The sequence below is a fragment of the Desulfovibrio simplex genome, assembly GCF_055387835.1.
On sequence record NZ_AP042377.1, the window covers coordinates 2710697 to 2727433 of the forward strand.

The following is a 16737-nucleotide window of genomic DNA, read 5'->3' on the forward strand; positions in this document are numbered from 1 at the left end:
ACAGCATCGCTACGGATGGCGACAGCGATTGTAAGGGACAAACCGTGTCGTTACGCATGCTGTCTTCAAGCGTAGTTTCCTGCGTCACAACGCTTGAAGCATCCGTAGCTTCCTTCGTCGCAACGGCTAAAGCTCGGCTGAATCCACGCCACGTTGTGGCGCGCTGCACTTTCGTGCAGCGTTGGAGCATTTACACTTTTTCAAAGTTGAAATGCTCTAAAATTTTTACTGTCTTTGTGTGTAGCGCCTCTGGCGTCGCGCCCGCCGCCGCGACCGGCAGCGCCCACAGAGCCTGTTGCGCAACATGGCTTGAGGCCAAAATCGACCGGCCGGATTTTCCTGATGCTGTTTCAGGAAAATCCGGCCGGTTTCAGTCTTGCCGCGCGCCGCGGGGACGGGGCTGAAGCGGACGGGCGGCAGGACTTACGCCACGTCAGCCGCGCTTCATAGTATCGACCAGGCTGTCCAGAGTCTGGGCCTGCGCCGCCAGATCAGCCACGGCCCTGGCGGCCTCGCCCATGGCTTCGGCGGTCTGCCGTGATACGGTGTTGATATGCACTATGGTCTGATTGATCTGCTCGCTGGCGGCAGACTGCTCCTCGCTGGCCGTGGCAATGGCGTTTACCTGATCCGCCGTGGATTCCACCGTGCCCACTATCTCGCCCAGAGCCTGACCTGACTGCCCGGCATAGTCCGTGGCCTGTTCCACCTGCCGCACTGCCTCGTCCACGCTGGCCATGCTTTTTGTGGTGCTCCCCTGAATGGCCTTGATGGCATTGCCCACATCGGTGGTGGACGCCATGGTTTTTTCCGCCAGTTTGCGCACCTCATCGGCAACCACGGCAAATCCACGTCCCGCATCCCCTGCCCTGGCTGCCTCAATGGCCGCATTGAGCGCCAGAAGGTTGGTCTGGTCGGCTATGTCGGAAATTACGCTCATGATCCGGCTGATGTCCTGGGCGTGTGTGTTCAGAAGCGTCATGTCGCGGCGCAGCGCTTCAGAGACCTCACGCACCTGCCGTATGCTCTGTAACGACTTCTCCACTATGCTCGCGCCCGCCAGTGCCCTTCGCTTGGTTTCCGTCGACGCTTCGGACGCCTGGCTGGCGTTGCGGGCAACTTCCTGCACCGTGGCGTTCATCTGGTTCATGGCCGTGGCCGCTTCGGCGAGCCGCTGTGCAGACTCCGCCGCGCTCCTGTCCGACTGCTCGATCTGGGCCGAAAGCTCCGTGGAGGCTGACGAAACCACCGATACCACCGCTTCAAGCTGCTCTGCCGCTGCCAGCATGCCTTCCCGGCGGGCGCTTTCCGCAGCCTTGCGGGCTTCCTCTGCCTCCAGCATGGCCCGGTGCGCCTTTTCCGACTCTTCGCGGGCCGCTTCAGTCAGGGTTTCTGCCCTGCTGATGCCGTCCAGCAACGCGGCGATCATTTTTTTCAGCGCCGTGGCGAGTTCCTTCATTTCACCGCCAAAGCCGCTGTCGTCGATACGCTGGTCCAGCTTGCCCCCGGCAATGACTCCGGCAGTCTCCGCCAGATAGTTGACCGGGCGCAGCGCGCCGCGAATGACGAAATAACTTATGCCAAGCAACACCAGCAGGGTTATGGCCGAAATAATGACCGTAATGCGGCTGATGTCCCTGGCCTGCGCCAGCACCTCGTGTTGCGGCACGGTTACGGCAAGATACCAGTGCTGCTTGCCGCCCCTGAAATCAACGGGATAAAAATAGTGCAGCAGTACGCCCTGCGCGCCGCTGACATCCTCAGCATAGTTTTTTCCGGCGGCAAACGCCTTGGCGGCCGCCTCTTTTTGCCTGACAACGCCCATATCAAAGATGTTTTTGCCGATCAGGGAGCCATCACGATGCGCCAGAATATCGCCCTTTTCGCTGACGAGCGAGGCGTAACCGCTGTCGTACAGACGGATGGCCGCGACAATCTGCTGCAACCGGGCGAGGGAAACATCCACCAGCACCGCACCGAGCAGGTCCTTGTCGTGCAGTATGGGACTGGCCACCGTGGACATGAGCACGTCCTCGCCATTGACCTTGAAGGGGATGGGGTCGGAAACATAGGTCTGCCGGGTTTGCCGGGGAATGGCATAATAGGGCTGATCCACCTGCTCGCCCAGGTCCACAAGTTCGGCCCCGCGTGAGAGGTAGGGCATGAAACGCCCCTTGGCGTCACTGCCCGGCGCGCCCGCATACAGCATATCGCGGTTGTCGAACGCGCCCGGCTCCCAGATGATGCCCACGCCGAAAAAGTCGGCATTGCCCATAAGCATGCCGCTGATCATGGCTATTACGCCCTGACGGGTGGGAGCCTCGTTCCGGGCTACGCTCTGCCCCAGAGCACCGGCCAGGGCCGATGCCTCATCAACCGCCATATTCAGGAACCGGGCCATGGCGTTTCCTTCAGACGCGCCGAGAGCGGCCAACTCGCGGCGGGCGGCGGCCTCAATGGCCACACTGCTGCGCGCCTGAATCTGCCATGTCAGCAGCCCCAGACACACCACAAGGGCGAGGGCCACGGGAATCACAATCTTGGGAGTCATGCGCAAGGATCGATACCAGGCGAACATAAAGGCTCCATTGGTTAACGGGACACCAGAGCACGTCAGCTTTGCCAATACATCCTGCCAGGACTGACAAAGCGCTCTCTTGGTCCTCAGGACGGTTTCAGCCTGAAACGGCCCTGACGACTGCGGGATCAGCCTCACCGAGAAGGCATTGCGCCGTGCTTCCACGCGGGCATGCGCGACGCGGACAATTCCAGACGTTGAGTACGGATATTCTCAAAGTTCTCTGTCAGCTGCAAGCATCCTGCGCCTACGCCCCCACAGGGGGACGCTCCGCCAGATGTCGGAACAATAGAGCAGATTAACTTTGAAATGCTTCACATTTCAAAGTCTTCATTCAGCCGAAAATGCGATTTGCGGCTGAATCCACGCCATGTTGTGGCGCGCAGCAACGCCGGTCGGACTGCTTTTGGGAGTCGTCGGCAGCACAAGCAACGCCAACGGCCTTATCAGGCTTTTCGGTATTTTTTTTGACCAGCTTTAGCGGGCGTGCAGGGTCTGAGAGCCTTTTTACAGTGAAATGCTCAAGCTGTTGCGGGAAGAGACGCCCCGCGCCAAGGAGCATACGTTGTTTATCCGCGCCCTTACGCGCCGACGCCAACCATTCAGGGCTAAGGAATACCATGAGTAAATTTTTCGCGTTGCATACAGGGGGCGCGTCAAAGACCGTAAGAAAGCGCTTCGCTCCGGCTGGGTGCGACCGCGCCGCCGCACATTGCGGCGAGGCGCAACAGTACGCGGGGGCCGTGATGGCGAATGGCGGTTGCGCATCCGTGCAGTGCCGTCTGTGATATTTTTTATCAACGCACATTTTCCTCATCTTTTCTCATAAAAACAATATTTTTTGTAGGTTACATTCAAAAACATCTCTTGGATCCGCAAACGGCCTTCCGCCCGTCATACCGATAACCAGCTGAAATAAAAAAAGTCCCACAAGAAAAAAAATACAACGAAAACAGCTTTGTCAGTGCGCGAAACCCATAAAAAAATCAGCCCGGCATAAAACTGAGTAAAAATCTATGTGTTTTGGGCGGGTTCTGAAAAATCTATAAACAGATATTAATTTTTGATCCTTTATATGTGAACCCGGCCATTATAAAATAAAGATCAATTATGTCAAAATATTATCTGAATGCACTTCGAATAAAATCCACACGATACAAGAAGTCTCGTTATAGGCGCGCCGCCGTTGACACACTTAATGACGGGCATTATCAAATAAGCGATGGGTTCTACCCAGATCGTGAATCACACATCCACTGATTCACCCACATGCTTCCCAACAGTGTACTCTTCACCAGAGTCAGAGGGGTTCCCCCTCAGAGAAGTAAGCGACACGCTTGCCGATCTCTCCTTCCAGCCTTTCGGAATGCTCACAGAGCGTTGCCGCAATATCAATAGATCAAAGCTCATTATGGAGGCTCCATGCCTACTGTCATTCTTTCACGTCCTGCCCAGGGGCAGGAAACCATAGTTATTGCATCCGACCAGAACGCCATGTTCGCTCTTGGGTTCTCGACCAGCGACGTTACCCTGTCGCGCGATGGGGATTCACTGGTGTTTACCTTTGAAGATGGCGCCGTCATTCGTATAGATGATTTTTATACCAGCTATCATGCTGATAATATTCCTGAATTTGAAGTAGCGGGCAAAATTGTTTCTGGCGCGGAATTTTTCAGCACTCTTGGCCCGGACCTCAGCCCTGCGGCTGGCCCGACCGCTGTGGAACGCTCTTCTCACTATGCGGAGCACGGCGATTCCGCCCTTGCCTCAGGCCTTGAGCATCTCGACAGTCTTGACTACCGCACTGAAAACGCGGCTTTTTCCGATGGTCCTCTACTTATGGACGGCCCCGACATGGCGCGCGCCCCTTCGGCTACCGGTGGCGGCCCCGACGGCGGCGGCAACAACGGGCAGGACACGCATTCCCCCTACCACACACGGCTCATTGTCTCCGACACAAGCGCCAACACTTTCAATTTCTTTGCCGTGGACGAGGACGGAAACATTGTTAATGACGCCAGCAAGATCACCAATCTGGAATTTGAAGGCGACAACACATATTTTGCCATCACGGGCGTTGCCCCCGACGGCAGAATAACCGTGGAACTTACCGCCGCCGGGCTTGCCGCGTTGAACGACGGCACGCTGGCGTCGGACACGCTGCTCATTTCCGTTGACGGCGTGGAATATAAAATGCCGTTGCTGGTCAACGGCGGCCCCGCGGGCCAAAGCTATGACGCCGCGGACGAAGAAGCTCGCGCCCAGATCGGCGGCGACCTCAAGGCCGAATGGTATGCCACTGACTCCAAAACTGTGAGCAACGACACAATCACCCTTGGCGGCACGAACTACAATCAGGCGGACATAGACCAGTCCACCCCCGGCAGCGCCAACAATATCGGCATGCTGGATTCAAATATTGACATCACGGCCTCCGCAAAGGGTGAGGTCAATATCACGGCCCATAATGACGCCGGGAGCGCGTACGGGCTGTCCACCGACGAAAGCGGCCCAGCCTCCTCTTCTGTTCGCGGCGGCGATGCAAGCTCCATAAACATCAACGCACAGACCACCGGCGCCACGGGTGCGGCCTATGGCGTGCATACCAGCAGTGCCGACCAAAACACCACCGCCACGACGATCATTGACGGCGGGAATGTTTCCATCAAGGCGCGGGCCGCCGGAGACGGGGCCTACGGCATGCTCGCGGGTGCGAACGCCACCAACACCATCAGCGCCAACCAGAATATTGACATCACCGCCCAGGCGTCTTCAGGCGGAGCCACGGGGCTCATCACAGACGATCCGAACGGCAAGGCGACCAACAGCCTGAAAGCCGGAGCCGACATAACCATCACGGCATCGGGCGGTGGCGGCAGCGCCATTGGCATTGACAACGGCAGCGGCAACACCACCCATGTGGAAAGCATCGGCGACGTCACCCTTACGGCAAATTCCACATCCGATAGTGCCACGGGCATCCGGGACTACGGCAACACCACTGTTATTGCGGGCAAGAACCTGACAATTGAGGCATCAACGCAGGGAAACGCCGAAGCCAGAGCCGTAGAATCCAACTACCTCACAAAGCTGACCGCTCTGGATGGCGACATGACAGTGCGCGCTGAGGGCGACACTGCTATCGGGTTTTACACCGATAACACGCACGCAATTATAGCCAATGCTTCCGGCCGGGTGGACATCCAGGCCCAGGGACAGGGCAACGCCACTGCCGTGCATGGCGACAGCGTCGACTACGGCAACCCCTTCAACTCCATTGTGGGCAACGAGGTTTCCATTACGGCCCAAACCCTTCAGGCAGGCGACACATACGGGCTGTACAGCTATGCTGCGCTCAACCAGATTACCGCAGACACACAAGTAACGGTGCGCGCTGACAATCAGGGTACCGGCACTGCCTGGGGCATGTACACCGGCTACGATCAATCTAAAGCTTTTGCGGGGAACAATAAAATCACCGGCCATGACATCACGGTGACCAGCACTGCCGCCAACGGCGATGCCTACGCCATGTACGCAGTCAGCGACGGCAACAACAATGCTGGCAACATTCTGCACCTGGAAGGTGGAACTGCCAATATCAGCGCTGCCAGCAATCCTGCAACCGGCGGGTACAGCGCCCACGCCATGCAGGCTAACGATACTGGATACAATCTCATTACCGGAAGTGGCACTGTGAATGTTGCCGCCAGCAGCACCGGCAAATCCGCCCTTGGCATGTCTGCCGATAGGGGCAGTAACAGCATCGGCATTATTGAGGGCACTGTAAACGTCAGCGCCCATAACTCCGGCAACACCAGCAAGGACATCGCCATCGGCATGGCAGCTACCTCGGGAGACAACAGCATAGACGCCGGCAATGGCAATGTGACCCTGAGCGCCACTGGCGGGGGCGTCAGCCAGGGCATGTATGCCGCCAGCGGCGTAAATACCATCAAAGCTAACGGCGATGTGAATGTTAATGCCAGCGGAGACATACTCGGCTACGGCATGAACGCAACCGATTCCGGCAAGAATACCATTACCGTCGAGGGCGGCAATGTGGCTGTTACCAGCAGCAACTACGCCATGAATGCAACCAGCTCCGGCAGCAACAGCATCGCCACAGAAAACGGCGATGTGACCCTGAACGCCGGCGCCTACTCCACCGCCCAGGCCATGAGCGCCACGGACGCCGGCAGCAGCAACACCATCACCTCCGAAGGCGGCAACATAACCGTTACCGCCAAAGGATACGCCGCAAACGACGCCATATACGCAACTTCTTACGGCACCAACACCATCACCACAAAGGACGGCGACGTGAACGTTGATGCCAGCGGAGGCTACGCCGCCTCCGGCATGAACGCGAATTTATTCGCCACCAATGTCATCAACGCTGAAAATGGCGATGTGAACGTCTCCGGCCACAGTGCAACCGGCGGCGGCAAAGGCATGAGTGCCGAGAGTGGCGGCAGCAACACCATCAACGCTGATAACGGCAATGTGACCATCAGCGGCAGCGGATCACAACTCTCCTACGGCATGTTTGCCTCGTTTTCGGGCAGCAATACCATCAACGCTGGCGGCGATGTGACTATTATGGGCGATAGCAACACCGACAGCGCCGGCATGGCTGCGATCAGTTCAGGCAGCAATACCATCAATGCAGGCGGCAACGTGAATGTTACCGCCAGCGGCAGCAGCTCAGGCGTGTACGCCGGTGGTTATGCCCAAAGCACCATCAATGCAGGCGGCAACGTGAATGTTACTGTCGACGGAAAGGATGCCACCGGCGCGGCCATTGGCGTAAGCAGCTCAGACCACGCCAACAATACCATCAAAACCGGCAGTGGCGATGTAAGCGTTACCGCCATCGGCAGCGCCAGAAATACCGCCTCAGCCATGTCTGCCATCACCTACGCCGACACTATCATCAGCACAGAAACCGGTGATGTGACCCTTACCAGCAGCCACTACGGCATGTTTACCGAGACTTCCGGACACAACACCATCACGACTGACAGCGGCAAGGTGGACATTACCGCCGGCAGCGGCTTCGACAACGGCTTCGGCATGTATGCCACGAAATCCGGGCTCAACGACATTATCACCGCAGGCAGCGATGTGACTGTTACCGCCAACGGCAGCAACAGCAGCCAGGGCATGGCCACCGAGTCCGGCTCTAACAGTATCACCACCTACGCCTCCGGCAATGTAACCGTTACCGCCGGCGGCAGCGGCACGGGCTACGGCATGCGTGGCTCCGGCGCTGGCGGCAATGCCATCAAGACTCAAGACGGCAATGTGCATGTTGCCGGTGGCGAGCTGGGCGTATCCGCCATTGGCTACGGCATGCTTGCCGATAACAGGAGCCAGAATGTCATCACCACCAACGGCGGCGATGTGAGCATTACCGGCAGCGGCGACAGCGCCTATGGCATGACGGCCGCCAACGGCGGCATCAATACCATCAAGGCCATCGGCGGCGAGGTGGACGTTACCGCCAACGGCAGCAGCAACAGTTATGGCATGGCTGCCACAGACGGCGGCATCAATCTCATACAGCCCGGCAGCGGCCCGGTGACCGTCACCATTACCGCCACAGCGGACAGTGCCGAAAAGGCTATTGCCATGTGGGCCGATGGCGGCAACTCCGTAAACTACATCACTGGCAGCTCCAAGGCGGGCGGCCTGGGCGACAGCATCACCCTGAATGCCAACAACGGCCAGGGCATCGCCATGCAGGCCGAAAACGGCGGTCAAAACATTATCACCACCGGTGCGGGCAACGACAGCGTGACCATCAACGGTGACATCAAGGGCAGCGGCAATGAGATCAACCTGAGCCGTGGCGACAACACCCTCACCCTCAACGGCGCGGTTGAGCAGGGCAGCCTCAACGTCAAGACCGAGGGCATCGGCGCCAGCGCCGGAACCTACACGCTCATACTTCAGGCGCCCGATGCCGAAAGCTTTGTCAGCCACTATGGGGACTGGCTCAACGACATCGGCTCTGACGATTTCATTGCAAACGGCATGACAGGCATCACCTTTGACGGACTGGACGTCTCAACCCTGCCCCCGGATTTTCTGGCGGAATTCAACGACATTCTGTGGGACTTGCACGCTGAGGGCGTTGCCATTCAGCCGCCGGAGCTTGTCGACCAGTTGCACGCCCCCGCCGGTTCCTTCAGCGCGCCCTTGTCCGCAATGGCCGACGACACCGGTGTGGAGCACCATACGCAGGGCGCGCAGCATGCCGCAGGACACGACGACGTGCAGGATTCGCTGCCGCCCGCTCATGACGGGCAGGACTCCGTGACGGACGGCGGCCAGCATGCCGCCTTCAACGCGCACAGTGACCCTGCGGGACATGCGAGCGCTATAGGGGCTGACACCCTTGCGGCGGGCACTCCCGGAGCGGACGCTCTTGAGCATGACGCCACAGTACCGGCGCACTTCAGCGCAGAAGCGGACGAGCAGATTCAACCGCTTTTCGCCTCCCTGAGCGGCCATGCCGCCGACATGCCCGCAGACGCCTCGGCCGACATGCCCCTTGAAGGGGGGGATGACACCCTGCACAGCGGCCATCCCGGCAATGAGGCTGCCGACAGTGGCGCTCTTGCCGGGCTTCATGCCTCCATCACGCTGGCCTGCGCCAATGAAAACTTCGACAGCCTGTTTGTGGCCACCACCGTGCAGGCTGCTGAACAGGATGAAACCGGCCCCGAAGTAACCGCCCTGCATGACGTGCCCCTGACCAGCATGAACGCGGTTCTTGTTCAGAGCCACCTTGCCGGGTCCGCTGCCCACGATTCTCCTGCCGCGGTTGCAGAGAGCACGATCACCGTAACAGACGAAATCAGCAACGCCTCCAGCGTGATGGACTCCTGCCAGGAAAACACGGACAACGCCGCAAGAGAAATGGCAAGCTGTTAGGGCAGGTTCACTTTGAACTGTTTTGTGGAGGAGGCCTCTTTTGCAAAAGGGTCCCTCCCCCACGCCCCCCTTAAAACCGTTACTGCTTGCATCGCAAATAAGCGCAGCTGCATCCATTGGCCCCCAGGGCAAAGGATACAGCTGCGCTTATGTCTTCGCGGCGGACGTCTGCTCACACGGCCGCAGAACAATCTTTAACTTAACAGGCTCCAGAGCAGATTAATTTTGAAATGCTTCACATTTCAAAGTTTTCATTCAGCCGAAAAATGCGATTTGCGGTAGCCGTTAGCGGGGCTTTACCGCTTACGGATAGCGACAGCCATCAGTAGGCTGTCCGCTCAATTAACCAATGCTGTCTTTGCGGCAGCCGTTGCTTTAGCCGTTGTGACGCAGGCTTCAGCCGTTGCGATGCAGGAAGCTACGGATAAAGACGGCAATGAGTTACGCAAAAATCTTACTCAAAGAGTCGCTGTCGTTATCCGTAAGCCGCTGACGCTGCAACGGCTAACGCGCCCGCAGGGCTTGCCTGAACCGTTGACGGAACCGTCTTACGGGGCAGGACAGCATCGCTACGGATGGCGACAGCGATTGTATGGGACAAGCCGTGTCGTTACGCATGCTGTCTTCAAGCGTAGTTTCGCGGCAGCCGTTGCCCGCAGGGCTTGCCTGAACCGTTGGCGGGAACCGCCTTACGGGGCAGGACAGCATCGCTACGGATGGCGACAGCGATTACATGGGACAAGCCGTGTCGTTACGCATGCTGTCTTCAAGCGTAGTTTCCTGCGTCACAACGCTTTAAGCCTGCGTCACAACGCTTGAAGCATCCGTAACTTCCTTCGTCGCAACGGCTAAAGCTCGGCTGAATCCACGCCACATTGTGGCGCGCTGCACTTTCGTGCAGCGTCAGAGCATTTACACTTTTTCAAAGTTAACATGCTCTAATTCCTGTTTTTCAGCCTGTCGATAAGCTCCCGTAGTTCAGTAGCCATCTTGGCCACCGCCCGCACCTGGTGGTCGGCTTCACCCATGGCAGCGCGGCTGGACTCGGCAATGTCCTGCACGTTCTTCATGCCCTGCGTCACATGCACCACAGTGTCGCTCTGCTGCTGCGCGGCCACGGCCATGCCTGCGGCGTTCTCCACATTGGAGGCGGCCAGATCCAGAATCTGCGTAAGCGCTTCCCCCGACTGCTGCGCAAGGTCATTGGACTCGTGCACGGCCTCGCTGGTCTGCCCCATAAAGGCAACGCTGGCATGGATGGATTCCTGAATGCCGGTGATCTTGGCTCCCACGGCCTGAGTGGCGGCAACCGTTTTTTCCGCCAGCTTTCTCACTTCATCGGCAACCACTGAAAAGCCGCGCCCGGCCTCGCCGGCCCTGGCCGCCTCAATGGCGGCGTTAAGAGCCAGCAGGTTGGTCTGGTCGGCAATGTCGGTAATAACGCTCATGATGCCGGTAATCCCCTGGGCCATCTCGCCCAGTTCGGCTATCTGCCCGTTCTGCTTGGACGCGAGGTCGTTGACCCGGCTGATGGCCTGGGCGCAACGGGTCACCACATCCACGCCGCTTCCGGCATACTCCTTTGAACTGCGCGCCCCGTGGGCCGAATGCTCCGCGTTGACGGCAATTTCGCTGGCCGCCGTTGCCAGCTGCTCCAGATCATCAAGGCTGCCGCGCATGAGACTGTGCTGGTCTTCGCTGCCCTTGTAGACAGTCTCCACCCGTCTGGCCAGGGTGGTGGAATGCTCGGCCAGGTCTCCGGCAATGGCGTCGGCCTGAACGGCTATGGCGTTCATACTTTCCAGCAGCGCGGCAATGCGGGACTCTTTTTCCTCCGCATCCTTGAGGGCGCGCTGGGCGTGGTCGGCACTGGCCTGAGCCTCTTCAGACTTTTTCTGGTTTTCGGTCAGCTTGAGCTTCAGGCTGTCCAACAATGAACCAAGCGCGCTCGACAGCGCGCCGATTTCATCCTTGCGGTGCAGGCGCAGGTTCACATCCAGATTGCCCGCCACCACTTCGGCGGACTTGTCCACAAGCCCGCGCAAAGGGTTGCGGATGGAGCGCGTAATGGCCACCCCGGAAATCACCATACATCCCAGCACGGCCAGCAGCAGGACAACAACCACGTATCTTTCACGAGCCATGATCTGTTTGTAGCTTTCCTTGTCTGCATCGGCGGCGTGCAGCATCATGGTGCGCAACTGCGCGAGCGTTTCCACAACCGCCGCCGATTTGCCCAGCGTGATGGAGTTGAAATGCTGCCGGGCCCTTTCAAGGTCACCGGCCTGCACCATGCGCTCAATATCCGCAGCGCTCTTGTGCAGGTCCAGGTGGGCGGCTTCCATCTGTTTGAAATAGGTGGCCGAGCCTGGCAAAATGGCCTCCACCTCTTCCCGCCCGCCATTGTAAAACCACTGGCCGAAAAGGCATTTATGGCCATCTTTCTGCACATTGAGCTTGCCGTCCGCAGGCGGCATGGCCACAAAATTGCCTACCCGTTCCTTCCAGTGCAGATGGTCGGCCTCACGCATGGCAAAAACCAGGGCATTGCCCTGCTTTTGCAGCGCGCTGTCGGCCATGGTCATGACTTCATTGGAGGCGTTCCATGCAACCACGGCAAAGCAGATCATGCCCACCAAGCTGATGCCGAAGCCAAAGCACAGCTTTTTTCCGATTGAAAGGTTTTTCCAAAACATGGTGCCTCTCTATATATTAACTAGCTATAATCATGGGTAATACACTCCATCGTACGTAACACTGCCAAAATTTGGGCAATAAAATGCTGCCGCCGGAAAACCGGCCATCAAAAAGAGCACGGCAAGCCTGAACGCGTTGCTCTCAGCCTGCCTGTATATTACGTCACCGAGCATCAGTTATTATTTGCACTTTGTAAAATGATACCTAATGGGAGGACTTTTGCTTGTCAAGCGGCCCAACTCCCGGATCTTCGCTGATTGCGCGCCTCGCAAGGCGCGCGGGCACTCCGCCATGCACGGCGCAGAGCCCGGATAGCAGAACAACCACATCATTCAGGCGCGTTGTTCATTTTATCGGCAATAGGCGTAAAATGCTAATAGCAGGGGCTGCAAAGAGTAAAAATATATGCTATGATTCAAGAGCAAACCAGGTGGACGCGGTTCACCGGGCTTGCCCGATGCCGTCGAACGGCGACGATGTTTTTTTGTAATTTTTTTCGTCAAAAAAAGCCTCCACGACCAGGATTTCGGGATGTGCCGGGAATATCTGGTAAAAAATCTCTCCTGCGCAGCCGAAAAAATTTTTCCCTGACACGCTATTTAACTGTTCAAACAACCAACTCTGTGTTATGGACACATTGCAACGGCAACTGCGGTTTTTCCGCCGCTTTCTGGGCCTCCATAATCTTTTATGGACGCCCATGATTTGATACTATAAATTTGATCAAACGCGTGATTTCAAAAACCCCCTAATGTTCCCAAAGTAAACCGCACCCCGAGCAGCTCTTTGCAATGCGGGCTTTACCCCAGGCCGAACCGGCCACGCTGAAATTTGGAAAAAATATTGCGCGCCCCAGGGCGCCAAGGAGGAACAGATGGCTCATATGAAAACCATGGACGGTAATAACGCGACAACGCATATTGCCTACGCTCTGTCGGAAACGGCGGCGATCTACCCCATCACGCCCTCGTCCGTCATGGGCGAAGTCATGGACCAGATGGCCGCCAAGGGCATGAAGAACCTGTTCGGCCAGAAAGTGATCGTTCGTGAAATGCAGTCTGAAGCAGGCGCCGCGGGCGCTGTGCACGGCATGCTTTCGGCCGGTGCTCTGACCTCTACCTATACGGCTTCTCAGGGCCTGTTGCTCATGATCCCCAACATGTACAAAATCGCCGGCGAGCTGCTCCCCGGCGTTTTTCACGTGTCGGCCCGCGCTCTGGCTTCCCACGCCCTGTCCATCTTTGGCGACCATCAGGACGTCATGGCCGCCCGTCAGACGGGCTTCTGCTTTCTTGCCTCCGCTTCCGTGCAGGAATGTATGGACCTGGCCCTGGTCGCCCATCTGTCGGCCATCGACGCGAGCCTGCCCTTCTGCCACTTCTTTGACGGCTTCCGCACCTCACACGAAGTGCAGAAGATCGAAACCATCGACTACGAAGACATCCGCAGCCTGGTGAACTGGGACAAGGTGGCCGAATTCCGCTCCACCGCCATGAATCCCGAGCATCCCCACATTCGCGGCACCGCCCAGAACCCCGACATTTACTTCCAGAACCGTGAAGCTTCCAACCTCTTCTACGACGCCGTACCCGGCATCGTGATTGAAAACATGAAGAAGGTGGAGTCCGTCACTGGCCGCAAATACCGCCTGTTCGACTACGTGGGCCACCCCGAAGCCGACCGCATCATCATCTCCATGGGTTCGTCCTGTGAAGTGGCTGAAGAAACGGTCAACTACCTGAACAACCTGGGCCAGCGCGTCGGTCTTGTGAAGGTGCGTCTGTTCCGCCCCTTCTCCACCGAGCACCTGCTGCGCGCCCTGCCCGCCACCACCGCCTGCATCACCGTGCTTGACCGCACCAAGGAAAGCGGCGCTCTGGGCGACCCCCTGTACCAGGACATCTGCACCGCCTTCCTCGAAAAGGGCGAAGCCCCCACCATCGTGGGCGGGCGCTACGGCCTGGGTTCCAAGGACTTCACCCCCGGCATGGCCAAGGCCGTGTATGACAACATGCTGGCCCTGCAGCCCAAAAACCACTTCACCGTGGGCATCACCGACGACGTCACCAACCTCTCCCTTGATGTGGACGAGGAAATCGACACCGTGCCCGCCGGTACCGTGCAGTGCAAGTTCTTCGGCCTCGGCGCCGACGGCACCGTGGGCGCCAACAAGCAGGCCATCAAGATCATCGGCGACAACACCGACCTCTACGCCCAGGCCTACTTTGCCTATGACTCCAAGAAGTCCGGCGGCTTCACCGTGTCGCACCTGCGCTTCGGCTCCGCCCCCATCACGTCGTCCTACCTCATCACCAAGGCCGACTACGTTGCCTGTCACAAGGCCGCCTATGTGACCCAGTACGACATTCTTGAAGGCATCAAGGAAGGCGGCACCTTTGTGCTGAACTCCAACTGGTCGCTGGCTGACCTTGAAAAGCACCTGCCCGCCGAAATGAAGCGCACCATCGCCCGCAAGAAGCTCAAGTTCTACAACGTGGACGCCGTGAAGGTGGCCCAGGAAGTGGGCCTTGGCGGCCGCATCAACATGATCATGCAGACCGCCTTCTTCAAGCTGGCCAACGTGCTCGACTTCGAAAAGGCCGTGGCCCTGCTTAAGGAATCCATCAAGAAAACCTACGGCAGCAAGGGCGACAAGATCGTCAACATGAACATCGCCGCCGTGGACAAGGGCATGGACGCCCTGGAAGAGATCAAGTACCCCGCCAGCTGGGCCAAGACCACCGAAGGCGCCGAAGTGTGCCACTGCCACGATGATGACTACATCCGCGGCGTGGTGCGTCCCATTCTTGCCCAGCAGGGCGACAAGCTGCCCGTGTCCGCCATGGATCCGGCCGGTTTCATGCCCCTCGGCACCGCCGCCTGCGAAAAGCGCGGCGTGGCCATTGCCATTCCCGAATGGCAGGTCGAAAACTGCATCCAGTGCTGCCAGTGCTCCTTTGTGTGCCCCCACGCGGCCATCCGCCCCGTGCTGGCCACTCCCGAAGAACTGGAAGGCGCCCCGGCCAGCTTTGTGACCAAGGACGCCATGGGCAAGGAACTCAAGGGTATGCAGTTCCGCATCCAGGTCTACCCTGAGGACTGCCTGGGCTGCGGCTCCTGCGCCGACGTGTGCCCCGCCAAGAACAAGGCCCTGGTCATGAAGCCGCTGGAAACCCAGATGGACGACCAGAAGGTCAACCTCGAGTTTGCCGAAACCCACGTGACCCTCAAGGACAAGCTGCTGGCTCGCGACACCGTCAAGGGTTCACAGCTGCAGCAGCCCCTGCACGAGTTCTCCGGCGCGTGCGCCGGTTGCGGCGAAACCCCCTATGTCAAGGTGCTCACCCAGCTCTTCGGCGAACGCATGATCGTTGCCAACGCCACGGGCTGCTCCTCCATCTGGGGCGCTTCTTCGCCCACCACGCCTTACTGCACCAACAAGGAAGGCTTTGGCCCGGCCTGGGGCAACTCCCTGTTCGAAGACGCCGCCGAATACGGCTGCGGCATGGGCCTTGCCTACGAACAGCGCCGCAACCTGCTGGCCATGAAAATCGAAGAAGCCCTGAAGGAAGAAGGCATCAGCCCCGAGCTTAAAGAAGCCATGGAAGGCTGGCTGGCCAACAAGGACGACGCCGAAGGTTCCCGCAAGTACGGCGACATGGTTATCGCCAACCTTGATTCCTTTGAAAGCCACCTTGCCCACGAAATCTGGCACATGGACGACCTCTTCACCAAGAAGAGCGTGTGGGTCTTCGGCGGCGACGGCTGGGGTTACGACATCGGTTACGGCGGTCTGGACCACGTGCTGGCCACCGGCGACGACATCAACATCCTGCTGATGGATACCGAAGTGTACTCCAACACCGGCGGTCAGTCCTCCAAGGCCACCCCGCTCGGCGCTGTGGCGCAGTTCGCCGCCGCTGGCAAGCGCACCGGCAAAAAGGACCTTGGCCGCATGGCCATGACCTACGGCTATGTGTACGTGGCTTCCATCTCTATGGGCGCCGACAAGCAGCAGACCCTCAAGGCCTTCCGCGAAGCCGAAGCCTACAAGGGCCCCTCGCTCATCATCGCTTATGCTCCCTGCATCAACCAGGGCCTGCGCAAGGGCATGGGCAAGAGCCAGGAAGAATCCAAGCTGGCCGTGCAGACCGGCTACTGGCCCCTGTACCGCTACAACCCCGAACTGGCCAAGGAAAAGAAAAACCCCTTCCAGCTCGACTGCAAGGCCCCCAGCGTGGACATCCAGGAATTCCTGGGCGGCGAAACCCGCTTTGCCTCGCTGGAAAAGACCGATCCGGAAGCTTCAAAGACCTTGCGCGCGGATCTGGCTGCCGCCTACGCCGAACGCTACGCCATGCTGAAACAGCTGGCTGATCTGCCCTACCCCGACGCCAGCGAAATCGCCAGCGAAAGCAAGTAGGGACCTGACAAATGAATGCCGCGTCCGCCACCAGGCTCCGCCATGGGCTCCAGGCGGCGGGCGCGGTCATGCCACTGAACAATAGGCCGGGGCGCAG

General features: G+C 58.6%; 4 protein-coding genes. 2 read left to right on the top strand and 2 right to left on the bottom strand.

Features of this window, described 5'->3' with window-relative positions; all coding sequences use genetic code 11:
• Positions 1-433: 433 nt before the first annotated feature.
• Positions 434-2578: a methyl-accepting chemotaxis protein gene (locus ACZ5DH_RS11285; protein WP_464254370.1), complete on the bottom strand. Its 2145-nt coding sequence runs from the start codon at positions 2576-2578 to the stop codon at positions 434-436.
• Positions 2579-4000: 1422 nt separating this feature from the next.
• Here ACZ5DH_RS11285 and ACZ5DH_RS11290 point away from each other — a divergent pair.
• Positions 4001-9520, top strand: coding sequence for a hypothetical protein (locus ACZ5DH_RS11290; RefSeq protein ID WP_464254371.1), 5520 nt, complete (start codon positions 4001-4003; stop codon positions 9518-9520).
• A 938-nt stretch (positions 9521-10458) separates the two neighbouring features.
• On the opposite strand, the gene ACZ5DH_RS11295 is transcribed toward ACZ5DH_RS11290, so the two are convergent.
• Positions 10459-12216, bottom strand: coding sequence for a methyl-accepting chemotaxis protein (locus ACZ5DH_RS11295; protein ID WP_464254372.1), 1758 nt, complete (start codon positions 12214-12216; stop codon positions 10459-10461).
• Positions 12217-13091: 875 nt separating this feature from the next.
• Between ACZ5DH_RS11295 and nifJ the strand changes: the two genes are divergently transcribed.
• Positions 13092-16640, top strand: a complete 3549-nt coding sequence (gene nifJ / locus ACZ5DH_RS11300; RefSeq protein ID WP_464254373.1) for a pyruvate:ferredoxin (flavodoxin) oxidoreductase — start codon at positions 13092-13094, stop codon at positions 16638-16640.
• The last annotated feature ends 97 nt before the right edge of the window (positions 16641-16737 follow it).